The sequence below is a fragment of the Aggregatibacter sp. HMT-949 genome, assembly GCF_041734645.1.
Classification (GTDB): domain Bacteria; phylum Pseudomonadota; class Gammaproteobacteria; order Enterobacterales; family Pasteurellaceae; genus Rodentibacter.
Genome location: NZ_CP162010.1, coordinates 1,194,949 through 1,220,313 on the forward strand (window position 1 = coordinate 1,194,949; position 25,365 = coordinate 1,220,313).

General features: G+C 44.2%; 21 protein-coding genes, 3 tRNA genes and 4 pseudogenes. 17 read left to right on the forward strand and 11 right to left on the reverse strand.

What is annotated here, in order from left to right:
* Window positions 1-9 precede the first annotated feature (9 nt).
* The 12 genes and pseudogenes from AB3F25_RS05555 to gyrA all read left to right on the forward strand — a co-directional run.
* Window positions 10-372, forward strand: a pseudogene (locus AB3F25_RS05555) (transposase); the annotation flags it as partial.
* A gap of 111 nt (window positions 373-483) precedes the next feature.
* Window positions 484-1,188: pseudogene (locus tag AB3F25_RS05560) on the forward strand (IS3 family transposase); the annotation flags it as partial.
* Between the two features lie 74 nt (window positions 1,189-1,262).
* Window positions 1,263-2,082 (forward strand): annotated as a pseudogene (locus AB3F25_RS05565) (DMT family transporter).
* A gap of 91 nt (window positions 2,083-2,173) precedes the next feature.
* Entirely contained in the window at window positions 2,174-3,064 is an 891-nt protein-coding gene (locus tag AB3F25_RS05570) for a Fe(3+) dicitrate ABC transporter substrate-binding protein (RefSeq protein ID WP_070867699.1), read from the forward strand.
* Complete coding sequence (gene fecC, locus AB3F25_RS05575; protein WP_373602893.1) at window positions 3,064-4,053, forward strand: iron-dicitrate ABC transporter permease FecC; 990 nt, start codon at window positions 3,064-3,066, stop codon at window positions 4,051-4,053. Before AB3F25_RS05570 ends, fecC begins: the two co-directional genes overlap by 1 nt.
* A complete protein-coding gene (gene fecD, locus AB3F25_RS05580; RefSeq protein ID WP_373602894.1) occupies window positions 4,053-5,036 on the forward strand; it encodes a Fe(3+) dicitrate ABC transporter permease subunit FecD in 984 nt (327 codons plus the stop codon). The genes fecC and fecD overlap by 1 nt, the downstream gene beginning before the upstream one ends.
* On the forward strand, window positions 5,036-5,803 hold the full coding sequence (gene fecE, locus AB3F25_RS05585) for a Fe(3+) dicitrate ABC transporter ATP-binding protein FecE (protein WP_373602895.1): 768 nt from the start codon (window positions 5,036-5,038) through the stop codon (window positions 5,801-5,803). Before fecD ends, fecE begins: the two co-directional genes overlap by 1 nt.
* A gap of 58 nt (window positions 5,804-5,861) precedes the next feature.
* Window positions 5,862-6,221 (forward strand): transposase, encoded by a 360-nt coding sequence (locus AB3F25_RS05590; RefSeq protein ID WP_373602896.1) that lies wholly within the window; start codon window positions 5,862-5,864, stop codon window positions 6,219-6,221.
* A 49-nt stretch (window positions 6,222-6,270) separates the two neighbouring features.
* Window positions 6,271-6,501, forward strand: coding sequence for an IS3 family transposase (locus AB3F25_RS05595; RefSeq protein WP_373604340.1), 231 nt, complete (start codon window positions 6,271-6,273; stop codon window positions 6,499-6,501).
* Window positions 6,474-6,908: pseudogene (locus AB3F25_RS05600) on the forward strand (IS3 family transposase); the annotation flags it as partial. The gene AB3F25_RS05595 and the pseudogene AB3F25_RS05600, both read left to right, overlap by 28 nt.
* A 152-nt stretch (window positions 6,909-7,060) precedes the next feature.
* Entirely contained in the window at window positions 7,061-8,455 is a 1,395-nt protein-coding gene (locus tag AB3F25_RS05605) for a DegQ family serine endoprotease (RefSeq protein WP_373602897.1), read from the forward strand.
* 170 nt (window positions 8,456-8,625) lie between these two features.
* Complete coding sequence (gyrA, locus tag AB3F25_RS05610; protein WP_373602898.1) at window positions 8,626-11,265, forward strand: DNA topoisomerase (ATP-hydrolyzing) subunit A; 2,640 nt, start codon at window positions 8,626-8,628, stop codon at window positions 11,263-11,265.
* A 103-nt stretch (window positions 11,266-11,368) separates the two neighbouring features.
* Here the strand turns inward: gyrA and AB3F25_RS05615 are convergent, their stop codons facing one another.
* Complete coding sequence (locus AB3F25_RS05615; protein WP_373602899.1) at window positions 11,369-12,169, reverse strand: hypothetical protein; 801 nt, start codon at window positions 12,167-12,169, stop codon at window positions 11,369-11,371.
* 123 nt (window positions 12,170-12,292) lie between these two features.
* On the opposite strand from AB3F25_RS05615, the gene AB3F25_RS05620 reads away from it, so the two are divergent.
* On the forward strand, window positions 12,293-12,955 hold the full coding sequence (locus AB3F25_RS05620; RefSeq protein WP_373602900.1) for a trimeric intracellular cation channel family protein: 663 nt from the start codon (window positions 12,293-12,295) through the stop codon (window positions 12,953-12,955).
* Window positions 12,956-13,198: 243 nt separating this feature from the next.
* Here AB3F25_RS05620 and pntB read toward each other — a convergent pair whose 3' ends face one another.
* The 3 genes from pntB to AB3F25_RS05635 form a co-directional block, all read right to left on the reverse strand.
* Window positions 13,199-14,623 carry a Re/Si-specific NAD(P)(+) transhydrogenase subunit beta gene (gene pntB, locus AB3F25_RS05625; RefSeq protein ID WP_373602901.1) on the reverse strand — a complete coding sequence of 475 codons (1,425 nt, stop codon included), beginning with the start codon at window positions 14,621-14,623 and terminating at the stop codon, window positions 13,199-13,201.
* 10 nt (window positions 14,624-14,633) lie between these two features.
* On the reverse strand, window positions 14,634-16,166 hold the full coding sequence (gene pntA, locus AB3F25_RS05630) for a Re/Si-specific NAD(P)(+) transhydrogenase subunit alpha (RefSeq protein ID WP_373602902.1): 1,533 nt from the start codon (window positions 16,164-16,166) through the stop codon (window positions 14,634-14,636).
* Window positions 16,167-16,535: 369 nt separating this feature from the next.
* Window positions 16,536-17,318, reverse strand: coding sequence for an MmcQ/YjbR family DNA-binding protein (locus AB3F25_RS05635; protein ID WP_373602903.1), 783 nt, complete (start codon window positions 17,316-17,318; stop codon window positions 16,536-16,538).
* Between AB3F25_RS05635 and AB3F25_RS05640 the strand changes: the two genes are divergently transcribed.
* Window positions 17,317-17,586 carry a hypothetical protein gene (locus tag AB3F25_RS05640; protein WP_373602904.1) on the forward strand — a complete coding sequence of 90 codons (270 nt, stop codon included), beginning with the start codon at window positions 17,317-17,319 and terminating at the stop codon, window positions 17,584-17,586. The genes AB3F25_RS05635 and AB3F25_RS05640 overlap by 2 nt on opposite strands.
* On the opposite strand, the gene znuA is transcribed toward AB3F25_RS05640, so the two are convergent.
* From znuA to AB3F25_RS05660, 4 genes are all read right to left on the reverse strand, one after another.
* Window positions 17,575-18,540: a zinc ABC transporter substrate-binding protein ZnuA gene (gene znuA, locus AB3F25_RS05645; RefSeq protein ID WP_373602905.1), complete on the reverse strand. Its 966-nt coding sequence runs from the start codon at window positions 18,538-18,540 to the stop codon at window positions 17,575-17,577. The genes AB3F25_RS05640 and znuA overlap by 12 nt on opposite strands.
* A gap of 295 nt (window positions 18,541-18,835) precedes the next feature.
* Window positions 18,836-18,922: transfer RNA gene (locus AB3F25_RS05650), tRNA-Leu, on the reverse strand.
* 19 nt (window positions 18,923-18,941) lie between these two features.
* Window positions 18,942-19,015: transfer RNA gene (locus AB3F25_RS05655), tRNA-Cys, on the reverse strand.
* A 6-nt stretch (window positions 19,016-19,021) separates the two neighbouring features.
* A tRNA-Gly gene (locus tag AB3F25_RS05660) sits at window positions 19,022-19,097 on the reverse strand.
* A 247-nt stretch (window positions 19,098-19,344) separates the two neighbouring features.
* On the opposite strand from AB3F25_RS05660, the gene AB3F25_RS05665 reads away from it, so the two are divergent.
* The 3 genes from AB3F25_RS05665 (at window position 19,345) to trxA (ending at window position 21,908) form a co-directional block, all read left to right on the forward strand.
* Window positions 19,345-20,457: a methionine biosynthesis PLP-dependent protein gene (locus AB3F25_RS05665; protein ID WP_373602906.1), complete on the forward strand. Its 1,113-nt coding sequence runs from the start codon at window positions 19,345-19,347 to the stop codon at window positions 20,455-20,457.
* Between the two features lie 13 nt (window positions 20,458-20,470).
* Window positions 20,471-21,466 (forward strand): 2-hydroxyacid dehydrogenase, encoded by a 996-nt coding sequence (locus tag AB3F25_RS05670; RefSeq protein ID WP_373602907.1) that lies wholly within the window; start codon window positions 20,471-20,473, stop codon window positions 21,464-21,466.
* 118 nt (window positions 21,467-21,584) lie between these two features.
* On the forward strand, window positions 21,585-21,908 hold the full coding sequence (trxA, locus tag AB3F25_RS05675; protein WP_373602908.1) for a thioredoxin TrxA: 324 nt from the start codon (window positions 21,585-21,587) through the stop codon (window positions 21,906-21,908).
* A 202-nt stretch (window positions 21,909-22,110) separates the two neighbouring features.
* Here the strand turns inward: trxA and bioB are convergent, their stop codons facing one another.
* From bioB to thiP, 3 genes are read right to left on the reverse strand one after another with little or no spacing between them, the layout of a single operon-like run.
* Window positions 22,111-23,124, reverse strand: coding sequence for a biotin synthase BioB (gene bioB, locus AB3F25_RS05680; RefSeq protein WP_373602909.1), 1,014 nt, complete (start codon window positions 23,122-23,124; stop codon window positions 22,111-22,113).
* 8 nt (window positions 23,125-23,132) lie between these two features.
* The gene (gene thiQ / locus AB3F25_RS05685; RefSeq protein WP_373602910.1) at window positions 23,133-23,762 is read right to left on the reverse strand and encodes a thiamine ABC transporter ATP-binding protein; all 630 of its coding nucleotides are present in this window, start codon (window positions 23,760-23,762) and stop codon (window positions 23,133-23,135) included.
* Window positions 23,755-25,359 (reverse strand): thiamine/thiamine pyrophosphate ABC transporter permease ThiP, encoded by a 1,605-nt coding sequence (gene thiP / locus AB3F25_RS05690; protein WP_373604341.1) that lies wholly within the window; start codon window positions 25,357-25,359, stop codon window positions 23,755-23,757. Before thiP ends, thiQ begins: the two co-directional genes overlap by 8 nt.
* Window positions 25,360-25,365: the final 6 nt, after the last annotated feature.

Here is a 25,365-nt window from a genome sequence, read left to right on the forward strand (position 1 = left end):
GTGCAGATTATGTCCTACTCTTATCAATTTCGTTTGAAAATTATCAAGCTCGTCACCGAACAGGATTATGGTATCCGTGAGGTGGCTAAACTTCATAAAATTTCCCACGCTCTCGTCATTTATTGGCTAAAAGCATTTCGGGAAAGAGGGCTTGATGGCGTAAAATCGCCTCATACAAACCTTCAACCCCCGAAAATAGTGAAGCCAAAGATGAAAAAGAAAGACATTAAAATCCCGGAAACCACAGACTTTTCACCTAAAGCGTTTAAAAAGTTACAACGAGAACTCGCCTTGGCTCGTGCGGAGATAGCTTACCTAAAGGAGTTGGAGAAGCTCGACCGTCAAAAACAACGACAGAAAAAAAGAAAAATCATTGAAAGATTGAAGCCAGACCACGCGTTAAATGATTTACTTCGTGTGGCTAAAATGCCTCGCTCAAGTTTTTACTATAAAGAGATTAAGTGAAATTATCACGAGGTAAAAGAGGCTATCTTATCGCTGTATAAAAAGAACAGAAAACGAGATGGTTATCGCCCTATGACGTTTAAATTACGCCAAGTGGGTTTCCATTTGAATCATAAAACGGTGTTAAGACTAATGAATGAGTTAGGTATTCATTCCATTTTACGCAAAAAAAGACATGGAAAACGAGGAAAAACATCGCGTATAGCTCCGAATTTACTGAATCGTGATTTTACAGCAACGGCACTCAATCAAAAATGGATAACGGATGTAACGGAATTTCAGGTTGGGCAAGAAAAGCTTTATTTTTCACCGTTGATGGACTTGGCTAACCGAGAAATTATTGCCTATAACTTTGCAACACGCCCGAAGTTTTCATTGGTAAAAAAGATGTTAGAACAAGGGCTTAGTAGGATTAAACCGACAGAATGCCCGATTATTCATAGCGACCAAGGCGTATTGTATGGCTCGGCGGAATGGGTAAAGATGTTGGAGGGTAAAGCGGTTCAAAGTATGAGTCGCCGAGGAAATTGCTACGATAATGCGGTGATTGAAAGTTTTTTTGCGATATTAAAATCCGAGTGTTTTTACTCTCGGAGTTATAATTCAATCGCTGAATTACAGGCTGAGATTGAAGAATATTTGGTGTATTACAACCAAAAACGAATTAAACTTGGTTTAAAAGGATTGAGCCCGGTGCAATACCGAGCTCAATATTTAAGTTAACTAACCTGTCCAACTTTTTGGGGGTAGATCAAAACATACATCTCCGCAATAATTATCAAAAAGCTGTTGTTTGTATGGTGTTAGCTTACATCAGCATTGCCTTAATGGGCGTCTTTGTAAAATACGCCTCTGATGAATTACCGTCCAGTGAAATTTTATTTTCCCGTTTTTTTATTGATTTTGTTTTTCTCTTGCCCTTTTTGATTAAAGATGGGGATTTCAAAGTCGATATGTCCCAATGGAAGTTTCTCGTTTTGCGCAATCTAGCCGGCATTGCCCGTATGTTGCTAACCTTCTACGCCATTAAATATTTGCCGATTTCCATTACGATTTTATTGATGAATACGTCCGCACTTTTTGTGCCTTTACTGCTGTTTTTCTTCAAAGTCAGAACACCATTAAAAGTATTAGCTTGCAGTTTTATGGGTTTTGTCGGTGTATCCATCATTATGCTGACCAACGGCTCAATGAATATCAATCCTATCCATGTAGGCTACGCTTTGGGGGCGGCAGTATTAGCAGCCATGGCATTTATCAGCTTACAAGAGCTCAATAAACACAATTCACCTAAAAATATCGTGTTTTACTTTCACTTATTAGGCTCAATTTTATTGCCACTTTTTTTCATCGCACAGTGGAAAATGCCAACATTACATGGATTTGCATTACTGCTTTTGGTGGGCGGATTCGGTCTTATTTTCCAATTATTACTCACTCGCGCCTTTAAATACGCGCCAGCGAATGTCATTTTACGCCTTTTGCTTTTACCGGTGTCATTTTTCCAGCATCTGTGACTGGTTATTCTGGGATAACGTACCAAGCCTAAATTTCTGGATTGGTTCATTAGTCATTATTGTTGCCGTCAGTTTGCTTACTAGAATGCGGGCGAAATAGAGAAATCCGACCAAACATCTAAAATATAACTATTCTCAATAACATTGTTTGAATGTATAATCCAAACGCTTTTTATTATTGAGGACACAACATGAAAAAATTATTAAAAACCACTTTAGCTTCCGCATTATTGATGGCATCTGCATTTGCTAGTGCCGTCACGATTAAAGATGCAAAAGGCGAATTTACCCTTGATAAAACCCCAAGCCGTGTTGTGGCGTTGGAATATTCTTTTGTGGATGCCTTAGCCCAAGTCGGTGTAAGCCCAGTGGGTGTGGCCGACGATAACAAAGTCGATCGTATTCTGCCGCAAGTACGCGAAAAAATTGCTGCATGGCAATCCGTTGGCACGCGTTCTCAGCCAAGCCTTGAAGTAATAGCATCTCTCAAACCTGATTTAATTATTGCCGATCCTTCCCGTCACACAGCGGTGTTTGAAGAATTGAAAAAAATCGCACCAACGGTGATGTTCGATTCTCGTCATGAAAGCTATCAAGAAAACCTTGAAACAGCACAAAAAATTGGTGATTTAGTGGGTAAAAGCGCTGAAATGAAAGCGAAGATCAATGAACATAATGATTACATTGCCAACATTGCAAAAAATCTAGGTGTACAAGGCAAAAAAGCCTCATTTGGTACTTCCCGAGAAGATAAATTTAATATCCAAAATGACAATGGCTATGTGGGTAGTTTCTTAACGACATTAGGTTTTGCCCCAACCAAACTCAATAGCGATCAGGCTTTCGTGGAAATCAACCTTGAACAATTAGTAATGGAAAAACCGGAATACTTGTTCATCGCCCATTACCGTGATGAAAGTATTGCGCGCAAATGGGAAGCCGAGCCACTTTGGAAAGCCATTCCTGCCGTAAAAGCAAATCATGTTTACAGCGTTGACTCCGACATGTGGGCGCGTGGCCGCGGCTTAGAAGCGAGCAAAATTATGGCAAAACAAATTGAAGGTTTCGTGAAACAAAAATAATGATGAAGTCCACTTTCCGTTGGGGACTTCCCCTTATCATTCTGGCTTTCCTATTATGGGGAAGCCTGTTTTTGTATTATCCCATCGAAATTCGACCGCTTGCAGCGTTACAAGCGTTCCTCCCCGATGGCGATGAAATTGCCAAAATCACGGTAACCGATTTACGCCTACCTCGAGCATTAGTTGGCATGATTTTAGGTGCCAATCTTGCAGTGGCGGGGGCGTTGTTACAAACCATTACGCGCAATCCACTAGCCTCGCCTACGCTACTCAGCGTGAACTCGGGAGCCAGTCTTGCCATGGTGACCGCCAGTGCGTTTAGCCCCTTGATTCTTTCTGGTTATAGTATTGCCTTAGTGGCCAGTATCGGTGGCGGTCTGAGTTGGTTTGTGGTGATGCTGATCAGCAACGGATGGAAAGACAACAGTGGAGATCGTAGCCGAGTGATTTTAGCGGGGATTGCCGTATCACTACTTTGTGCAGCGCTGACGAAATTGGTGCTCATTATCGCGGAAGATCATGCCTTCGGTATTATGAGCTGGCTAGCTGGCGGCATTGCACATGCCCGTTGGAATGAATTATTGACGTTATTTCCGTTCTTTATTTTGACCGCACTTTTTTGCCTATTTTTTGCCAGCCGTTTGAACTTACTCAATTTAAGCGATGAATCCGCTCGTTCACTAGGCATCAATCTCTTCCGTTTACGTTGGTACGCTAACATCATGGCGTTATTGATTGTGGGTTCTAGTGTGAGTGTTGCTGGCCCTGTGGCCTTTATTGGCTTACTCGTGCCCCATCTTGCCCGCTATTGGATTGGTTATGACTTGCGAAAATCGCTCCCCATGGCGATGTTACTCGGCGCAATTTTAATGCTGGCTGCAGATACCATTGCCCGTGCGGTTAATTTCCCTAGTGAAGTGCCTGCTGGTGCGGTACTTGCCTTAATCGGTGCCCCAGTCTTTGTATTATTTGCCAGAGGAAGAGACTAATGCGAGCTTCTCATGTATCTTTTCGCGCTATCGGCTTTTATGTCATTACGCTTAGTTTGATGGTACTACTCTTTGGATTAAGTATTCGCCTTGGCACTTACACGCTTTCCTTTGAGGAAATTTGGGCGGCCTTTCAACCCGATGATAAAAACTATTTTACCTTGATGGAATATCGTCTACCCCGTGCAGTATTAGCGATTTTATTGGGTGGAGCTTTAGCAATTTCTGGTGTATTAGTACAAAGCGTAGTGCGCAATCCGCTTGCCTCTCCCGATATTTTAGGGATTAACAATGCGGCTGGGTTGGTTGCCGTTTCGGTATTGATGTTCTTGCCAAACTTGGCATTTTACTGGATGCCAATTTTTGCCTTTTTAGGCGGCGTACTCTCTTTTGTCATTTTATGGATCGTATGCGGCTTTAACTTCCGCCCTATCAAAATGGCAATTATTGGAGTCGCACTTTCCGCATTGTGGGCAGCCATTAGTCATTATCTGATGCTCACCAATCCGGTCGAGATCAACACAGCTATGTTATGGCTCACCGGTAGTCTATGGGGGCGCAGCTGGTCTTATTTGAATGTGGTATTGCCATGGTTAGTGGTATTGCTGCCCTTACCATTTATTTTCTGTCGCGATCTCGATACCCTTGGTTTAGGTGAAAACAAAGCCTCCACCTTGGGCGTAACCGTAAATAAAGTGCAAATTAGCGTTTTAGTGCTAGCGGTAGCTCTTTCCACTACAGCCGTGGCAATTTGTGGTCCAATTGCCTTTTTAGGCTTGGTTGCTCCGCATCTTGCCCGTCGTTTAGTCGGCGGCAGACATCGCATCCTATTACCGGCAGCCTTGATTATTGGCGCCCTCTTATTACAACTTTCGGATATTTTGGCGCGGGTGATTGACCCACCAACTGAGCTACCAGCGGGTATTCTGACTGCGATTATCGGTGCGCCATATTTCTTCTATTTATTGATGAGAACTAAATAATGAGCATTGAAATCAATAATTTATCTTTAGGTTATCAAGATAAACTCATGGTTAAAAATCTGTCGCTAAAATTCCCGAAAAATAAAGTGATTGCATTAATCGGCCCAAATGGCTGCTGTAAGTCCACCACATTAAAAGCGGTGGCTCGCTTGCTTAAGCCGAAAGAAGGTTCAATCACCCATAAAGGTCAAGATATTTGGCAAAAAAGCCCTAAAGAATATGCCCAAGAATTGGCTTTTCTCCCGCAACAACACTTGGTACCTGAAGGGATTAAAGTGCGGGAATTGATCGCCTACGGGCGTTCGCCTTACTTAAATCTTTGGGGCAAACTCAGCCCAAAAGATGAAGAATTGGTCACTTGGGCGATGGCGCAAACACAAACTACCGAATTCGCCGAACAGCTGGTTTTTGATTTATCTGGTGGTCAACAACAACGGGTATTTTTAGCCATGACTCTTGCGCAAGATGCTGAATTAGTGCTACTCGATGAGCCGACTACTTATCTGGATTTAAACCGCCAAGCAGAACTCATGGGCATGATGAGACAAATGCAACAAAACGGTAAAACCGTGATTACGGTGTTGCATGATCTCAACCAAGCCTGTCGCTATTGCGATCACTTAATCGTCATGAAAAAAGGTGCAGTAATGGCACAAGGTACGCCCGATGAAGTGATGACCGAAGAGTTACTGAAGGATGTTTTTGATTTGGATGTCATCATTCATCGTGATCCTATCAGCAATACACCGATGTTTATTTTGAAATAACTTTCAATCACTTTGATCTGCATCCCAAAATCTGGACACCTATTTTGAGGTGCAGATTATGTCCTACTCTTATCAATTTCGTTTGAAAATTATCAAACTCGTCACCGAACAGGATTATGGTATCCGTGAGGTGGCTAAACTTCATAAAATTTCCCACGCTCTCGTCATTTATTGGCTAAAAGCATTTCGGGAAAGAGGGATTGATGGCGTAAAATCACCTCATACAAACCTTCAAACGCCGAAAATAGCGAAGCCAAAGATGAAAAAGAAAGACATTGAAATCCCGGAAACTACAGACTTTTCACCTAAAGCGTTTAAAAAGTTACAACGAGAGCTCGCCTTGGCTCGTGCGGAGATTGCTTACCTAAAGGAGTTGGAGAAGCTCGACCGTCAAAAACAACGACAGAAAAATCATTGAAAGATTGAAGCCGGACCATGCGTTAAATGATTTACTTCATATGGCTAAAATGCCTCGCTCAAGCTTTTACTATAAAGAGATTAAGCGAAATTATCACGAGGTAAAAGAGGCTATCTTATCGCTGTATAAAAAGAACAGAAAACGAGATGGTTATCGCCCCATGACGTTTAAATTACGCCAAATGGGTTTTAATTTGAATCATAAAACGGTGTTAAAGCTGATGAACGAGTTAGGTATTCATTCCATTTTACGCAAGAAAAGCTTTATTTTTCACCGTTGATGGACTTGGCTAACCGAGAAATTATTGCCTATAACTTTGCGACACGCCCGAAGTTTTCATTGGTAAAAAAGATGTTAGAACAAGGGCTTAGTCGGCTTAAACCGACAGAATGCCCGATTATTCATAGCGACCAAGGTGTATTGTATGGCACGGCGGAATGGGAGAAAATGTTGGAGGGTAAAGCGGTTCAAAGTATGAGCCGCCGAGGAAATTGCTACGATAATGCGGTGATTGAAAGTTTTTTTGCGATACTAAAATCAGAGTGTTTTTATTCACGGAGCTATCATTCAATCGCTGAATTACAGGCTGAAATTGAAGAATATTTGGTGTATTACAATCAAGAACGAATTAAACTCGATTTAAAAGGATTGAGCCCGGTACAATACCGAGCTCAATATTTAAGTTAACTAACCTGTCCAACTTTTTGGGGGCAGATCAAAGTGCGGTCAAATCAAATTGACCGCATTTTTTTTAGCAAACGCCTTGTTTTTGCCGAACATTTTCCTCATATCTTTGTCAGACGAGACACTTTTTTGACACATATTTACTTGGAGAGATTATGAAAAAAAGACATTTCGTATTAAGCGGTATCGCGTTAGGTTTAAGCGTTTTAAGCAGTTCTTTCAGCACGCAAGCAAGCTTGCCGAGTTTTATCAGCGAACAAAACAGCTTGGCGCCAATGTTGGAAAAAGTACAACCGGCGGTAGTGACGATTTCCGTAGAAGGAAAAGTCAAAAATGCCGGACGCTCTGCTCTACCGGACGATATCCCGGAAGAATTTAAATTCTTCTTCGGCGATCAATTTGTCGATCAATTCGGTAGCCGTCGTGATGGCGGACGCAACTTTCGCGGCTTAGGTTCCGGTGTAATTATTGATGCGGATAAAGGCTACGTATTGACCAATAATCACGTGATTAACGAAGCGGATAAAATTAACGTTACATTACAAGACGGACGTGAATTTAAAGCGAAATTAGTGGGTAAAGACGAGCAATCGGACATCGCGCTGCTTCAAATTGAAAAACCGACCCATCTAACCGCCCTAAAATTTGCCGATTCCGATAAATTACGCGTGGGCGATTTTACCGTCGCGATCGGCAATCCCTTTGGTTTAGGGCAAACCGTGACGTCGGGAATCATTTCCGCATTGGGACGTTCGACCGGTTCCGACAGCGGTGCCTACGAAAACTATATTCAAACCGATGCGGCGGTAAACCGCGGTAACTCTGGTGGCGCCTTAGTAAATTTAAACGGCGAATTGATCGGCATTAATACTGCAATTATCTCCCCGAGCGGCGGCAATGCAGGCATCGCCTTTGCGATTCCAAGCAACCAGGCAAATAACATCGTGCAACAAATTTTAGCATTCGGCGAAGTGCGCCGTGGCTTGCTTGGTATTAAAGGCGGCGAGCTCAATGCGGACCTCGCTAAAGCCTTCAATGTCAACGCGCAACAAGGCGCCTTTGTCAGCGAAGTGTTACCGGGTTCAGCAGCGGAAAAAGCCGGCATCAAAGCGGGCGATGTCATCACTGCAATGAACGGACAAAAAATTTCCAGCTTTGCAGAAATGCGTGCCAAAATCGCGACTGCCGGCGCGGGCAAAGAAATCGAACTCACTTATCTACGCGACGGCAGATCGCAAGATGTAAACGTTACATTGCAAGCAGACGACGGCAAAATCGCGGGGGCAAGCAAAATCGAATTGCAAGCTTTAGACGGCGCAGAACTCAGCGACTATAACGGCAAAGGCGTGAAAGGCGTTGAAATCGGCAAGGTACAACCGAATTCTTTGGCTGCCCAACGTGGTTTGAAAGCGGGTGATATTATCATCGGCGTAAATCGTCAAGCGGTGAAAAATACGCAAGATTTGCGTAAAGTGTTGGAAGATAAACCGTCCGCCGTTGCATTAAATATTTTGCGCGGCAACAGTAATTTTTATTTACTGGTTCAATGAGGTAGCCAAATAGCACCGCATTGAATTCAGTTAAATTCAGTCAATTTTAAAACTATTTTTAAACGGCATTTTAATGAAACTAAAATGCCGTTTTTTACGGGAAGAATTAGGGAAAATCATGCCGCTATGCTATAATTCGCGCAATTTTTTTGAGCGAAAAAGGAATATCAATGACGGATTCAATCCAATCATCCATTACCTCTGTCAATATTGAAGAAGAACTCAAATCTTCCTATCTCGACTACGCGATGTCGGTCATTGTTGGACGAGCTTTGCCCGATGTGCGTGATGGCTTAAAACCGGTTCATCGCCGCGTATTGTTCTCAATGGATCGCGAAGGCAATACAGCGAATAAAAAATATGTGAAATCGGCTCGTGTGGTGGGTGATGTAATCGGTAAATATCACCCGCACGGCGATTCTGCCGTGTACGACACCATCGTGCGTATGGCGCAACCGTTCTCTCTTCGTTATATGTTGGTTGATGGTCAGGGCAACTTCGGTTCGATCGATGGCGATGCGCCGGCGGCGATGCGTTATACCGAAGTGCGTATGCAAAAAATCACGCAAGCCTTATTAACGGACTTGGATAAAGAAACCGTAAATTTCTCGCCTAACTATGACGGCGAATTGATGATTCCAGACGTATTGCCGACCCGTATTCCGGCGCTTTTGGCAAACGGTTCTTCCGGTATTGCCGTAGGGATGGCAACTAATATCCCGCCGCACAATTTAAACGAAGTATTAAACGGCTGCTTGGCATATATTGACAATAACGAGATCACGATTGATGAACTCATGCAACATATTCCGGGTCCGGACTTTCCAACCGCCGCGCTAATTAATGGTCGTAAAGGCATTGAGGAAGCCTACCGTACCGGTCGAGGTAAAGTTTATGTTCGTGCACGTGCAGCGGTCGAAACAAATGATAAAGGCCGCGAGCAAATCATCGTGTCTGAATTGCCGTACCAAGTCAACAAAGCAAAATTAGTAGAAAAAATTGCAGAATTAATTCGCGAGAAAAAAATCGAAGGCATCAGCAATATCACCGACCTTTCTAACAAAGAAGGGATCCGCATTGAAATCGATATCAAACGCGATGCAGTCGGCGAAGTGGTATTAAATCACCTTTACTCGCTTACCCAAATGCAAGTTACGTTCGGCATTAACATGGTGGCGTTGGATCACGGTCAGCCGCGTTTGTTCAACTTAAAAGAAATCATTGAAGCCTTCGTCTTGCATCGTCGCGAAGTGGTGACCCGTCGTTCGATCTTCGAACTTCGTAAAGCGCGCGAACGTACCCATATTTTAGAAGGCTTGGCGGTGGCGCGTTCGAATATCGATGAAATGATTTCTATCATTCGTAATTCGAAAAATCGTGAAGAAGCGGCAAATGCCATTAGTTCACGCTCCTGGGCGCTGCACAGCGACATAATCAATTTACTAGATATATCCGCAAAACCGGATGATTTAGAAGAAAATCTCGGTATTCAAGGCGAGCAATATTATTTGTCGCTGGCTCAAGTAAACGCAATTTTAGAGCTTCGCTTACACCGTTTAACCGGCATTGCTTTTGAAGAAGTCGTTGCAGAGTATCAAGAATTATTGGTAAAAATTGCCGATCTCCTACATATTTTAAGCAGCGCGGAACGCTTAATGGAAGTGATTCGCGAAGAATTAACAGAAGTGAAAAGTCAATTTGGTGACGAGCGCCGTACCGAAATTACCAGCGCTTCCGGCGATATTGATTTGGAAGATCTTATCGTCCAAGAAGACGTGGTAGTGACGCTTTCTCATGAAGGTTACGTGAAATATCAACCACTAACTGACTACGAGGCACAACGTCGCGGCGGTAAAGGAAAATCCGCAACGAAGATGAAAGAAGAAGATTTCATCGAAAAACTGCTTGTGGCAAATACCCACGATACGATTCTCTGCTTCTCTAGCCGCGGACGTTTATACTGGTTGAAAGTGTATCAACTTCCACAAGCTAGTCGTGGCGCACGCGGTCGTCCGATTGTAAATATTTTGCCGTTACAAGAAAATGAACGGATTACCGCAATTCTGCCGGTTTCCGCATATGAAGAAGATAAATTCGTGGTGATGGTAACAGCCGGCGGTATTGTGAAGAAAATTGCCCTTACCGAATTCAGCCGCCCGCGTTCAAACGGCATTATTGCCCTTAACTTACGTGACGAAGACGAGCTTATCGGCGTGGATCTCACCGACGGCAGTAACGAAATTATGTTGTTCTCTGCGCAAGGTCGCGTGGTGCGTTTCGCAGAAAGCGCAGTGCGTGCGATGGGACGTTTGGCAACAGGTGTGCGCGGCATTAAACTGGCACTTACCAATGAAATATCCGATGACGAAAGCGCAATCGAAATTGAGGAGGTGTCCGATGATAATGCAGAAGAAACCCTTGATCTCAATATCGACAAAGTAGTTTCTTTGGTTATTCCGAAAAATGACGGCGCAATTTTAACCGCAACTCAAAATGGCTACGGCAAACGTACTCAATTAAGCGAATACCCAACCAAATCTCGCAACACTAAAGGGGTGATCTCGATCAAAGTCAGCGAGCGTAACGGTAAAGTAGTTGCTGCGACTCAAGTGGAAGAAACCGACCAAATTATGTTGATCACCGATGCGGGAACCTTGGTTCGTACGCGTGTGAGCGAAGTCGGCATTGTAGGCCGTAACACCCAAGGTGTGCGCCTGATTCGCACCGCAGACGACGAACACGTAGTCAGCCTTGAACGCGTTTGTGATGCAGATGAAGATGTATCGGAAGACGCAGATTCGGAAGAATAATCTGAAACTAAAAAGTGCGGGATTTTCCCGCACTTTTTGGTTTATTAAAATAGCACCGCATTGAAACCATATCCACAAGCGGCAAAATGATTTTGTTTTTCCATTAAACGAACAACATCCAAAGCGGTAAACAAGAGGCGATAAAAAGCAAAATAAACAAGCTGTTGGTGCTTAACGTCCATTTTTGCAAGCTATGAATTACTAAAATCGCCGCAATAGCAAAATGGCAGACAAAATAAATGGCATACGCAAAAACACCTTCAGCGCTCGGTTCATTTTCGCCGCCGAGCAGTATGAACATGAAAATTAGCACCGCATTGAAAGCAAGCAAGAGAACCATCGTAGGCGGCAATAAGGCGATAAAACCTTGCAAACGATTACGCGCAATGACTAAAGTTAAATTCGCCAGTACCACGCCGGCGAGCATTGGTGCAAGCGGGTTATATTCGACGAAGGCACCCGACGGCAATATCCCGAACAACATCAAATAACTTAACAAACCAAAGCCCGCCACCAACGCTGCCATGCGTAAAAAGCCGTTACGCAAATTATGCGCTTTCGGTTGTTTGTAAATAAAATAAACAACGGACAAGCCACATAAACTCATCAGATTCGTCAGCGTATAGTGGTAAGCCGGTAACAAACTGATCACCAACCAAACCACCCAGTAAAGCGCAAAAACCAAATTTACTTTAACCAACCGAGCGCATTGCCCCGGACAAATTTCGCCTTTATAAAAAACCAACAAAGAAAGCAATTGCGCCGTTAACACGCCCACCGCCAAATGTGGAATGGCTTGTGGCTGTAATTGTAAGGAAAACATAAAAAGATCCACCGCCAGCACCATACCGATGGACAGTACAGCAAGCAATGCAGCGCGAAAAGTTGAAGATTGTTCCGACATAATCTAAACCTATGCAAAAAATAATGCGCCATTATGCTAAAAATCAGCCTTGTTTTAAAGTAGAATGAGCCCGCTTTTAATCGCACCTTTGCACGTTTAGCAAGGCTTCACAAGGAACATTAAATGTTACTCAGCGTTTTATACATTATCGGTATCACCGCCGAAGGAATGACGGGCGCTTTAGCCGCCGGTAGAGAAAAAATGGATATTTTCGGCGTAATTATCATTGCTTCGGTAACCGCCATCGGTGGCGGCTCGGTGCGCGATGTGTTACTTGGGCACTACCCGCTCGGCTGGGTGAAACACCCCGAATATTTTTTAATGGTGGCGACCGCAGCCGTCGTTACTGTATATGTGGCGCCGTTTATTAATCACTTTATGCGCTATTTTCGCACCATTTTCTTAGTGTTGGACGCCATGGGTTTGGTGGTATATTCCATCATCGGCGCACAAATCGCCATGGATATGGGATACAGCTTAACAATCGTCTGTATCGCCGGCTGTATCACCGGAGCTTTCGGTGGTGTATTACGCGATTTGCTTTGCAACCGTATTCCTCTCGTATTCCAAAAAGAACTCTACGCCAGCGTTGCCTTGTTCGCCACACTCATTTATTACGCTTTCAGTATGCTGCAGATGGAACACAATCTCGCTGTACTCCTCACCTTAATAAGCAGCTTTACCTTACGCATTTTGGCGATTCGTTTCGAATGGGGCTTACCGGTGTTTAACTATCAAGATCTCACGCCGCAAGAACAAGATAAATTACCTAAAAAAAAGAAATAGCGGTAATGACACAAAACCGAAATTACGGCGTGCCGCGCGGCTGTGGAATTTATCTAAAGCTTAAGTCGTTTTATTTTTCTTTATTCGAAACAGCACCGCATTCAAAGCGGTTCCAATGCGGTGCTGTTGAGCGATCTCAGCGTATTGGAAATAACAGATCGATTTGATGAAAAATCCTGCGTTCAATCGGACACAAAAAAACCGCACTTCAGTCTCCTAAAGTGCGGTTGTTTTTAGCGCGTTTTACAGCGCTTTTAAAATATCCTCTACCCGTTCTTTCGCATCACCAAAGAGCATTTGCGTGTTTTCTTTGAAGAACAACGGATTTTGTACGCCGGCATAGCCCACCGCCATTGAACGCTTGAAGACGATTACATTTTGAGCTTTCCACACTTCCAATACCGGCATGCCGGCGATTGGGCTGTTCGGATCTTCCATCGCCGCCGGGTTTACCGTGTCGTTGGCGCCAATAACCAATACCACATCGGTATCGGCGAAATCGTCATTGATTTCGTCCATTTCAAGCACCACGTCGTAAGGCACTTTCGCTTCCGCTAACAGTACGTTCATATGGCCCGGTAAACGGCCGGCAACTGGGTGAATACCGAAACGTACATTCACGCCGCGTTCGCGTAATTTCGCGGTTAGATCGGCAACCGGATATTGCGCTTGTGCGACCGCCATACCGTATCCTGGTGTGATAATGACAGAATTGGCATTTTTCAACAATTCCGCCACCTCTTCTGCCGTAGTTTCGCGATGCTCGCCTTGTTCTTCATCGGAAGATACTTGAACATCGTTACCAAAACCACCGGCGATGACACTGATAAATGAACGGTTCATCGCTTTACACATAATGTAAGAAAGAATCGCACCGGAAGAACCGACCAGCGCACCGGTCACGATAAGCAAGTCGTTGTTCAACATAAAACCCGCCGCGGCCGCTGCCCAACCGGAATAGGAGTTAAGCATTGACACCACCACCGGCATATCCGCACCACCGATAGATGCCACTAAATGCCAGCCGAATGCAAGGGCAATCGCCGTCATTAGTAATACCGGGAAAATGTTGTCCGGATTGTTTAAGAACGCCACCATCAATAAAGCAGACACCACTAATGCCGCTAAATTGAGTTTATGACGATGTGGCAACATGAGCGCTTTTGAATTGATTTTGCCGCTAAGTTTACCGAACGCGACTACGGAACCGGTAAAGGTGACCGCACCGATAAAGATGCCGAGGAACACTTCTACATTGTGGATGTTGCTCAACACCGCTTGTTCGGCGAAAAACGCCGCTTGCGCCACCGCATCCAACCCTTCCGGCAGCACCGCATTGTGATGTAAACCGTAGCTGTTAAAGCCGACAAGCACCGCAGCCAAACCCACGAAACTGTGAAGAATCGCCACCAGTTCCGGCATTTCGGTCATTTCAACTTTTAATGCGCGTTGTACGCCGATTGCCCCACCGATAATCATTGCAATGATGATCCAAAATGTGCCTTCTGAATGCGGCCCGAAAATGGTAGCGATAAGGGCGATTGTCATCCCGACAATCCCGAACCAGCAACCTGCTTTGGCGGTTTCATGTTTAGAAAGACCGGCCAAACTCATGATGAAAAGTAATGCTGCTAAAATATACGCAGCCTGTACTAAACCTTCAGACATTGTGCGCTCCTTAACCTTTTCTAAACATTGCTAACATACGTTGTGTCACGCGGAAACCACCAAAAATATTGATGCTTGCCACCAAAATTGCCACAAAGGCAAGTGCGCTAATAAAGAAGTTGCCTTGACCGATTTGTAACAACGCCCCCACAATAATAATGCCGGAAATCGCATTGGTCACCGCCATTAATGGGGTGTGAAGTGCATGGCTGACGTTCCAAACTACGTAATAACCCACCACACAAGCCAATACGAACACGGTGAAGTGTGATAAGAAGGCTGCCGGTGCCACGGAAGCTAACCACAGAAACAACACGCCGACACCTGCCATTACGCCGTATTTCACGCGAGGATCGGTCGGTTTTGCTTCTTTTTTCTCGGCTGCCGGTGCTGCTTTTGCTTCTTGTTTTGGTTGAGCGGATACTTGGATTTGTGCCGGCGGAATTTCTTCCCCGTCGCGTACCACAGTTACGCCGCGCAATACTACGTCGTCAAAATCAATATTGATGTTGCCGTCTTTCTCTTTGCACAACAGTTTCAATAAGTTCACTAAGTTTGTGCCGTAAAGTTGAGAAGATTGAGTTGGCAAACGGCTTGGGAAATCGGTGTAACCAATAATTTTCACTTGGTTTTCTGTGGTCACCACTTTACCGGCTTCGGTATATTCGCAGTTACCACCCGTTGCTGCCGCCAAATCCACAATCACCGAACCCGGTTTCATGGAATCCACCATTTCTTTGGTGATTAAGCGTGGCGCCGGTTTACCCGGAATCGCTGCCGTAGTGATGATAATATCTACTTCTTTGGCTTGTTCTGCATAAAGCGCCATCGCACGGCGGTTGAATTCTTCCGACATCACTTTCGCATAACCATCGCCACTGCCGCCTTCTTCTTTGAAATCAATTTCTAAGAAGCTTGCACCCATACTTTGCACTTGCTCTTTCACTTCAGGACGAGAGTCAAAAGCACGCACAATCGCACCAAGGCTGTTTGCCGCACCGATTGCCGCCAAGCCCGCGACGCCAGCACCAATCACCAACACTTTAGCCGGCGGAACTTTACCTGCCGCGGTAATTTGACCGGTGAAGAAACTGCCAAACTCGTGGGCGGCTTCAATCACCGCACGATAACCGGAAATATTCGCCATAGAGGAAAGCGCATCCAAAGCTTGCGCACGTGAAATACGAGGCACCGCATCCATCGCAAGCACATTGATTTTCTTCGCGGTCAGTTTTTTCATGAGCTCCGGATTTTGCATACGCCAAATGAAGCTCACAAGCGTCGCGCCCTCTTTCATTTGGGCAATTTCTTCATCCGTTGGCGGATTCACCTTAAAGATAATATCCGATTGCCAAATTTCAGCTGCCGTGCCAATTTTCGCGCCCGCGTCTAAAAATGCTTGATCCTCAAAACTCGCTTTAAAACCTGCATCGTGTTCTACGATCACGTCAAAGCCCAATTTCAAGATCTGCTGAACCGTTTTCGGCGTCGCCGCCACACGGCTTTCATTATCAAGCAGCTCTCTTGGTACACCAATTAACATACTGTTTCCCTCTGTTTGATGATTGGGTTGATGATTGCGAAATGGGCTGCCCCATTTTCCTGTAAATGACAAACGTCAAGCGACATTCACTCTATCACTGTTCCCTTTAAAAGAGGTAGGCTTTTTTAACTGGTTTTACAAGATATTGCGATAGGTTGCATAAAAATGAAGGAAAATGCGGCAAACAACATTGTCCCGGGCCAATTTATTCGTTTCAATGCGGTGCCAATCGCGTTGCCATGCCGCGTTTTGATAAATTCCGAGCTGAAAACAAACCATTGAATTTTGAAGCCGGTGAAGCAGCGAAAAAATTCCATAAAAAAACATCGCACTTTGAGAAATCAAAGTGCGATGTTTTTTAATGTGTTTTTACTTTTCGCTAGCATCACCAGTCAACAGTGCAATTTCCTGTTTTAATGCATAAGGCATATGCCGTGGGCTGCGTACGGAAGTGACACCGAATTGAGCCATTTTTGCGCGTGGAATGAGATTTTTATCATATTCTTTCAAGCAACGAATTTTCATCACCCGCTTCACCTGTAAATCATCCGTGCGTTTTTGCCGATACGGAATGTTTACCTCCAACACCAGGCATTTATAGCGAATAGCCCCCGTAGGTTCAGTGATGTACATATACACAATGTCATCCAAGGCAATATTGTTGCTCTGCTTCCAATAAATTTCACCACCTTCGCGCAAGTCTTTCTCCACATCGTAATATTTCGGGTTAGCCGGCACGATCCATTCTGTATAACGGGCGATCCCAAGTTGCTTTTTCACTTGTCGGGTAGCAGTGAGATCAAAACTGGCATTTAATAAAAACAGTATGCTGTCGTTATCTACAGAGCCATCTAGCAACACCGTCATCCAATGATTTTTATTCATGTGGTACGCCGGTAAAAAACCGGCTTGCGGCAAAAATACGCTTAGCATTTCAGGGGAACATTTCACGTTCATCACCGCCAATTTCCCCGTGCCGCTTAGCCCTAATGACGTCTTCTCAACATTCATCACAATGGCATACCATTTTCGATTATCGGCATGACGCAACACCGCATAATCCGGGTAGGACTTCCAAAGATATTCGGGCTGAGTGCCGTATTGTTTCAAGACATAATCGAATACCTGTTTAGCTAAATCTTGTTTTGCCATGTTAACCTCCTGTTTATTGCAGTGGTTTAATTCTACGCTGAAAATGGGGCGATGTTCGATAAAAATGCCGATAAAGCCGCCCTGCCAAAATAGCACCGCATTGAAGCCGCTTTATCTGCGCCCCCAATGCGGTGTTGTTTGGAGACTTCAATGCGGTGCTATTTCAGTAGTTCAATGCGCACCTGTTTTCCTTCTTTCCATCATCCTACAAAAAATGGCGGATAAAATCCGCCATTTCTTAAAAATCACCAATAAACTATTTTGCTAAACATTGCGCATAGCTTTCCGCCGTTGCCTGCAAGAAATTCGCATAAGATCCCGCACCTAGCGCCACGCTATCACCAATCGGATCAAGTTTTCCGACATTCACTTTGGTGCTTTGCGCAAGAGATTCAATCACTTTCGGCGTAAATTGCGGTTCGGCGAAAAGGCAGTTTACGCGATGCTCTTCGATTTCCTCTTTAATGTGCGCAATCGTTTTCGCGCCGGGGGCGACAAGCGGGTTAATGGTGAAATAGCCGCTTTGTTTTAAGCCGTAGGCATCATTGAAATAACCGTAGGCATCATGAAAAACAAAAAAGCCTTTATCGGCAAACGGTGCAAGTTGCGCTTTGATTTTATCGCTTTGTTCTGCCAATGTACGGTTGAAATTCGCTAAATTTTGTGCGATGAGCGCTTTTTTATCGGGGAACTGCTCGGTTAATTTATCCGCGACTTTTTGCGCCACAATTTGGCTAATTGCCGGCGAATACCACACATGCCAATTAGTGGTTAACCCTTCATCACCGTGATCATGATGATGTTCATGCTCGTGTTTATGTTCATGCTTATGTTCGTGCTTATGAGCATGCTCGCCTTCTTCATGAAAATGTTCGTGGTGGGCTTTTGTTAATAATGGTTCCACATCTGCCAAATCAGCAATAGTAATCACTTTTTTGCGATCGATTTGGCTCACCGGTTTATCCAAGAACGAATCAATATCTTCGCCCACCCAAAGTACCAGATCAGCCGCTTTCACTTTTTGAATATCGGACAATTTCAAGCTGTAATCATGCGGCGATGCACCGGCCGGAACTAAAACTTGGGTGTCGGTTACACCGTCGGCGATGGAAGAGGCAATAAAGCCAAGAGGCTTGACGGAAGCCAATACTTCGGCATTTGCCAACATCGGCAAAGCCAAAAGTGCAGTAGAAATTGCACTGATTTTTAATGCTGTTTTCATTTTGTATCCTAACTTTAGTTGTGAATGATTCTCAAATCGGCGTAAAAGACTACGCTTTTTTAACTAAATTGCAATGATTTTATGGAAAGATTTGATGAGACTTTTTCATTAAAAAACGAATTAAATTTCATAAAAAAGAAAATTTGCCGATCTGTTTCTGACAAAGTTGGCGAAAAACATTGCCAAAAAACACTATTCGTGGACGTATTTCAAGAATTTGATTAAACTTAAGATAAGAATAACTTTTGAGAGGAGAGAATTATAGACCGCTATTTTTAATTTTGTGGCTATTAAATGGTGCCCGAAGCCAGACTTGAACTGGCACGCCTCGAAAGGCGAGGGATTTTAAATCCCTTGTGTCTACCGATTCCACCACTCGGGCATAGACAACTGATATTTGATGGAGGCGTGTCCCGGAGTCGAACCGAGCTACATGGATTTGCAATCCAGTGCATAACCGCTTTGCTAACACGCCGTTGAATGGAGCGGGAAACGAGGCTCGAACTCGCGACCCCGACCTTGGCAAGGTCGTGCTCTACCAACTGAGCTATTCCCGCATCTACCTTTTTGGTGGTGCGCATTTTACGGAAATTTGAAAATCTGTCAATCGACGATTTGAAAATTATTTTTAAGCGTTTAAAAAAACTGCATTTTGTTTAAATTATTAACAGCAAATAACGAAGTGGCTAATTTCCCCGCTATTTTTTAATTTCTTCTTTTATCACTTTGGCCTTTGTGCCAAAATGCCGACTGTATTTTTTCCACAAAAGTATGCTTACTTTTCAGTTATTTTCAGAGGGCATTATGACAACACCACGATACGCTATCGATACTCTACTCGCGCAGGCCGGTAACCGCAGTGACCAACATACCGGCGCGGTTTCAACCCCAATTTATCTTTCCACTGCCTACGGCCACCGCGGCATTGGCGAAAGCACCGGTTTTGACTACACACGCACCAAAAACCCGACGCGCAGCGTATTGGAAGACACAATCGCGCAATTAGAAAACGGCGATCGCGGTTTCGCCTTTTCTTCCGGTATGGCCGCGATCCAAGTTTTAATGACATTATTCAGCGCACCGGACGAATGGATCGTTTCCAGTGATGTATATGGTGGCACTTATCGTTTACTTGATTTCTCTTATAAAAATAATAACAGCGTAAAACCGGTTTATGTGAACACCGCATCGAAGGCTGAAATTGAAGCGGCAATCACGCAAAATACCAAAGCGATTTTCATCGAAACCCCGTCTAACCCGTTAATGGAAGAATGCGACGTAGCAGAAATCGCCAAACTCGCGAAAAAACACCACCTATTGTTAATCGTCGATAATACGTTCCTTACGCCCGTACTTTCCCGTCCATTAGATTTAGGTGCAGATATCGTAATCCATAGCGGCACTAAATATATCGCCGGCCATAACGATGCGTTGGTCGGTTTAATTGTGGCTAAGGGACAAGAACTGTGCGAACGCATTGCCTATATTCAAAACGGTGCGGGTGCGGTGCTCTCTCCATTTGATTCTTGGCTTACCATACGCGGAATGAAAACCCTTTCGTTACGTATGCAACGCCATCAAGATAACGCTCAGGAAATTGCCGAATTTTTAAAAATGCAACCGCAAGTGGATTCCGTACTTTACCCAAATAAAGGTGGAATGCTTTCTTTCCGTTTGAAAAATGAAAATTGGGTGAATACCTTTCTAAAATCCATCAAACTGATTACTTTCGCGGAAAGCCTCGGCGGAACAGAAAGTTTCATTACATATCCAGCGACTCAAACCCACATGGATATTCCGGAAAACGAGCGCATAGCACGCGGTATTACCAATACTTTGCTACGTTTTTCGGTAGGTATCGAAAACGCGGAAGACATTAAAGCGGACTTACTACAGGCTTTTACTCACTTGAAATAGTCTCGGAGGCGATATGAAAATTGCGGTTTACAGCACAAAAAGTTACGACCGTAAATATTTTGAATTAATCAACGCAAAATACAGTTTCGAGCTTGAATTTTTCGATTTTATGTTGAACGAAAGTACCGCGCGTTTGGCGGAACATTGCGAAGTAGTGTGCATTTTCGTGAATGACGATGGCAGCCGAAAAGTATTGGAAAAACTGGCTGCTCTCGGCGTAAAAATTATCGCCTTACGCTGCGCCGGTTTTAACAACGTCGACTTAAAAGCAGCACAGGATCTCGGTATTCAAGTGGTACGTGTCCCTGCTTATTCGCCGGAAGCGGTGGCAGAACATACAGTCGGTTTAATGATGACGTTAAACCGCCGTATTCACCGCGCCTATCAACGTACCCGCGAAGCCAATTTCTCTCTTGAAGGGCTAATCGGTTTCAATATGCACGGCCGCACCGTGGGGGTGATTGGAACAGGCAAAATCGGCATCGCGGTAATGCGAATTTTGAAGGGATTTGGCATGCATATTTTGGCTTACGATCCATTCAAAAATCCGCAAGCGGAAGAGCTTGGTGCCAACTATGTAGAATTGGACGAGCTTTACGCCAAATCGCACGTGATCACGTTGCACTGTCCCGCCACACCAGAAAACTATCATTTGTTGAACCGTGAAGCTTTCGCCAAAATGCGCGACGGCGTAATGATCATTAACACCAGCCGCGGATCATTAATTGATACACCGGCCGCTATCGATGCGTTAAAACAACGCAAAATCGGCGCACTCGGCATGGACGTTTATGAAAACGAACGGGATTTATTCTTCGAAGACAAATCAAACGAAGTGATTCAAGATGACGTATTCCGTCGTTTGTCTTCATGCCATAACGTGTTATTAACCGGTCACCAAGCCTTTTTAACGGAGGAAGCCCTGACCAGCATCGCTGATGTTACACTTTCCAACATTTATAAACTCAAATCCGGCAAACCTTGCGAAAATGTCGTTTTAGCCTCTTAGTTTTAAGCGATTAAATTAATAACTGTACTTTAAAAAAGCGCGTGCTATTCTGAGCACGCTTACAATTCAGCAAATTGCCCAAATAGGGTGCAATATTTACTAACAAAGGAAATAAAAAATGAGCCAAGTACTACATACCACAGACGCAACCTTTGAAGCGGACGTATTAAAATCCGATCTTCCCGTCTTAGTTGATTTCTGGGCGCCATGGTGTGGCCCTTGCAAAATGATTGCGCCGGTCTTAGACGAGCTTGCTCCGGCATTTGACGGCAAAGCGAAAATCGTGAAAATTAACGTGGATGAAAACCAAGGCGTGGCCGCACAATATGGCGTGCGTAGCATTCCAACGTTACTTTTAGTGAAAAACGGCCAAGTAGTGGGAACACAAGTAGGCGCGTTACCAAAAGGTCAATTAGCCGCTTTCATTAATCAACATCTTTAATTTTATTCTAAAAAAACCTCTTATCTTAATAAGAGGTTTTTTCTTTCCCGGATCGTCTGATTTCTTCCACCGAAAGGACTTTCAATGCGGTGCTAATAAGCGACCTCGCTGCCGCCAAGGAAAATAAATCAAAACGGCGAATATCAAAGCTTCAATGCGGTGCTATTTGACGACCTCATTGAAACATTTATTTTCGTCTTTTCTAACGTTTAATCGTTTTTCGATTTTCTTCCGTTTCCGGTTCAAGATCGAGTTTTGCCATTAACAGCTGATCACCATCTTCTTCCGGATTGCCTGTGACGAGTAGTTTGTCACCATAGAAAATGGAATTCGCCCCTGCCATAAAGCACATTGCCTGCATTTCTTCACTCATACCTTGGCGACCGGCAGACAAGCGTACATAACTTTTCGGCATGGTGATACGTGCCACAGCGATGGTACGTACGAATTCCGTCCAATCTAATTCCGCCGCGTCAGCCAACGGCGTACCTTCAATTTTGACTAGTTGGTTAATCGGCACGGATTCCGGTTGCGGATCCAAATTAGCGAGACTAGCAATCAGCCCGGCACGTTCTTTGCGGGTTTCATTCATGCCCACAATTCCGCCGCAACAGACTTTCAAGCCCGCTTTGCGCACTTTACCGAGCGTGCTGATGCGGTCGTCGAAGCGGCGTGTGCCGATAACTTCGTCGTAATGTTCCGGCGCAGTGTCGATGTTATGGTTGTAATAATCCAAACCGGCGTCTTTTAATTCTTCCGCCATGCCATCTTGCAATAAACCGAAAGTGCCACAAGTTTCCATGCCGAGATCTTTCACCGCTTTAATGATTTCCGTCACTTTGGCGATGTCTTTTGGCTTCGGTCCGCGCCACGCTGCCCCCATGCAAAAGCGCCCCGCGCCACGCTCTTTGGCGATTTTTGCTTTGGCGACAATTTCCTCTACATCCAATAATTGCTGATTTTGTACGCCTGTTTGATAACGCGCCGACTGTGGGCAATAGCCACAATCCTCCGGACAACCGCCGGTTTTAATCGACATCAGCGTAGAAAGTTGAATCGCTTGCGGATTAAAATATTCGCGGTGAACTTGCGCCGCGCGATAGATAAGCTCCAAAAATGGCGTTTCAAACAATGCTTCAATCTTGCAAACCGACCAATATTCGACGGAAGGATGCGGCGTAATGCTGTTTAGCTGTAAAGGTTGTGCGATAGTCATAATTATTCCTATAAATTTTGTCCTTGATGAATCCGAATAATGCGATCAATATGCCCTTCAAGTTCCTGTGGCTGATGAGTTACAAGCAGTAAGGTTAACATTTTTTCAACACATAACTGGTCGATCAACTGTAGCATTTCGGCTCGTAATTGCGGATGGAGCGCAGAAAAAGGTTCGTCAAGCAATAAAATGGGCTTATCGCGCAACAAACAACGCGCCAATGCAACCCGTTGTTTTTGCCCGCCGGAAAGAACGCCCGGTTTTTGGGCTAAAAAATCTTGTAAATTGACCGCTTCCGCTGCCTGTTCTATCTGACTTTTTTCCTGTGCGTTCAATGATAAACTCGGTTTTAACCCCAACGCGATATTTTGCATCACGGTCAAATGCGTAAACAAATTATTTTCTTGAAATAACATCGAAACCGGCCGTTCATAAGGTGCACTACGAGTATGATTTTCACCGTTGAGCCAAATTTCGCCTGCATCAGCATAGGTGAAACCGGCAATAAGATTTAATAAGGTGCTTTTTCCGGCTCCGCTTTCGCCGATAACGGCAACTTTTTCTTGAGCATATACGTGCAAATCAAAGCACATTGGCATCTTTTGATAAGCGAAACGCAGCTGTTTTAACTTAATCATAACGTCCTTTATAGCGTTCGATAAACATAAATAACCCGACACATAAACTTAATAAAATCAATGCGGTAATTGCGGCCTCTTGACTGCGATATTGGCCGATTTGTTGATAAAGCAAATGAGGCAGGGAAGTAAAATCCGGACTACCGAACAATGCGATCGCGGTAAAATCGCCCAACGAAAGAGTGCTCGCTAGTGCCAGAGCATAATTTAGCGGCGCTTTTAATAACGGATATTCAATTAATTTAAAGCGTTGCCAGCCTTTTAAATTAAGCGACAAACATAATTTTTCATAATATTGCATCGCTTGTGTCATCGGCCCATTCAAAATTCGGATCACAAAGGGCATTGCGGTTAAGGCGTTACAAATCACCACAACCAAAAATAAATGAATATTGGTGAAATCGATTCCCTGTAAAAGCAAAAATAATCCGACAGCCAAAATGAGTGTCGGAACAGCCAAAATCGTCATCCCGCCGCTTTGAATTAAGCTAGCGAGAATGGGAAAATGCAGCCATTGCAACTGACGAGATAACAGCAAAAGGGCAAAAGAAAACAACACAGCCAGTGCGCCCGAACTCGGTGCTATGGCAAGAGAATAACCAAAAGCTTTCCATAGTTGCGGATCTTGCAAAAAACTTGACCAATGTGGCGCACTCAATCCTTCAATTACAATATGCAGTAGTGGCGTGAAAATAAAACAACAGCCGATGAACACAATAATGACATTCAAATTTAGCACCGCATTGGAAGAGTTAAAATGCCGGAGATAATGCTGCGAAGGCGTTGTTTCCGGCGGTTCAGCGAAAAATTGCGACAAACCGAACAATACAACGCAGAAGGCAAATTGAATCAGTGCGAAAGCTGCCGCTTTCGGAAAATCAAATTCAAAGAGAATCGCTTGATAAATCGCCACTTCCAATGTGCTGTTTTGCGGCCCGCCGCCAAGAGAAAGTACAATGGTAAAGCTGGTGAAACACAGCATAAAAATCAACGTAAAAGCCGGAATAAGCTGATTTTTCAAATATGGCCATTCAATTAAACGGAAAAATTGCCAACCGCGGATATTTAACTGTGCCGCCAATTGGTGTTGTTCGAAAGGAATGGCTTGCAACGCTTGTTCAGTCATTCTGGCAGCAAGAGGAATATTAAAGAAAAGATGAGCGAGTAAAATTCCGCTCAAACCATAAATCGATGGTTTCCAGTCAATTCCACAAAATTGAACAAACCGGCTTAACCAACCGGAGGAACCATAAATGCCGAGCAAACCGAAAATGGTTAATAATGCCGGTAAAACAAAAGTTAGCGAAAGAAGTTGCCGAATCAGCGCTTTTGCGGGGAAAGAGTGATAAAAAAATGCGCGACCGAATAGCACACCAATTGATACGGAAAGCAGTGCAGACAAAAAAGCCTGTAGGAAACTGAACGCAATAATTTGATGCAAATAATCGTCTTGTTTGAAAGCCGTCCATGAATAACTACCGCCTACGGAAAACACCGCCGACAAAGACGAAACATAAAGAAAGAGAATGAAAAAAATAACCGCACTTCCGCCAAGATAATGGCGCGGGCGGAAATGCGGATGAGAAAACAACAACATCATCAA

What these genes read in the sequence shown, in the direction of transcription:
- AB3F25_RS05570 (WP_070867699.1), top strand. Translation starts at nt 2,174, where the DNA reads ATGAAAAAATTATTAAAAACCACTTTAGCTTCCGCATTATTGATGGCA.
- fecC (WP_373602893.1), top strand. Translation starts at nt 3,064, where the DNA reads ATGATGAAGTCCACTTTCCGTTGGGGACTTCCCCTTATCATTCTGGCT.
- fecD (WP_373602894.1), top strand. Translation starts at nt 4,053, where the DNA reads ATGCGAGCTTCTCATGTATCTTTTCGCGCTATCGGCTTTTATGTCATT.
- fecE (WP_373602895.1), top strand. Translation starts at nt 5,036, where the DNA reads ATGAGCATTGAAATCAATAATTTATCTTTAGGTTATCAAGATAAACTC.
- AB3F25_RS05590 (WP_373602896.1), top strand. Translation starts at nt 5,862, where the DNA reads ATGTCCTACTCTTATCAATTTCGTTTGAAAATTATCAAACTCGTCACC.
- AB3F25_RS05595 (WP_373604340.1), top strand. Translation starts at nt 6,271, where the DNA reads ATGCCTCGCTCAAGCTTTTACTATAAAGAGATTAAGCGAAATTATCAC.
- AB3F25_RS05605 (WP_373602897.1), top strand. Translation starts at nt 7,061, where the DNA reads ATGAAAAAAAGACATTTCGTATTAAGCGGTATCGCGTTAGGTTTAAGC.
- gyrA (WP_373602898.1), top strand. Translation starts at nt 8,626, where the DNA reads ATGACGGATTCAATCCAATCATCCATTACCTCTGTCAATATTGAAGAA.
- AB3F25_RS05615 (WP_373602899.1), bottom strand. Translation starts at nt 12,169, where the DNA reads ATGTCGGAACAATCTTCAACTTTTCGCGCTGCATTGCTTGCTGTACTG.
- AB3F25_RS05620 (WP_373602900.1), top strand. Translation starts at nt 12,293, where the DNA reads ATGTTACTCAGCGTTTTATACATTATCGGTATCACCGCCGAAGGAATG.
- pntB (WP_373602901.1), bottom strand. Translation starts at nt 14,623, where the DNA reads ATGTCTGAAGGTTTAGTACAGGCTGCGTATATTTTAGCAGCATTACTT.
- pntA (WP_373602902.1), bottom strand. Translation starts at nt 16,166, where the DNA reads ATGTTAATTGGTGTACCAAGAGAGCTGCTTGATAATGAAAGCCGTGTG.
- AB3F25_RS05640 (WP_373602904.1), top strand. Translation starts at nt 17,317, where the DNA reads ATGTTAACCTCCTGTTTATTGCAGTGGTTTAATTCTACGCTGAAAATG.
- AB3F25_RS05635 (WP_373602903.1), bottom strand. Translation starts at nt 17,318, where the DNA reads ATGGCAAAACAAGATTTAGCTAAACAGGTATTCGATTATGTCTTGAAA.
- znuA (WP_373602905.1), bottom strand. Translation starts at nt 18,540, where the DNA reads ATGAAAACAGCATTAAAAATCAGTGCAATTTCTACTGCACTTTTGGCT.
- AB3F25_RS05665 (WP_373602906.1), top strand. Translation starts at nt 19,345, where the DNA reads ATGACAACACCACGATACGCTATCGATACTCTACTCGCGCAGGCCGGT.
- AB3F25_RS05670 (WP_373602907.1), top strand. Translation starts at nt 20,471, where the DNA reads ATGAAAATTGCGGTTTACAGCACAAAAAGTTACGACCGTAAATATTTT.
- trxA (WP_373602908.1), top strand. Translation starts at nt 21,585, where the DNA reads ATGAGCCAAGTACTACATACCACAGACGCAACCTTTGAAGCGGACGTA.
- bioB (WP_373602909.1), bottom strand. Translation starts at nt 23,124, where the DNA reads ATGACTATCGCACAACCTTTACAGCTAAACAGCATTACGCCGCATCCT.
- thiQ (WP_373602910.1), bottom strand. Translation starts at nt 23,762, where the DNA reads ATGATTAAGTTAAAACAGCTGCGTTTCGCTTATCAAAAGATGCCAATG.
- thiP (WP_373604341.1), bottom strand. Translation starts at nt 25,359, where the DNA reads ATGTTGTTGTTTTCTCATCCGCATTTCCGCCCGCGCCATTATCTTGGC.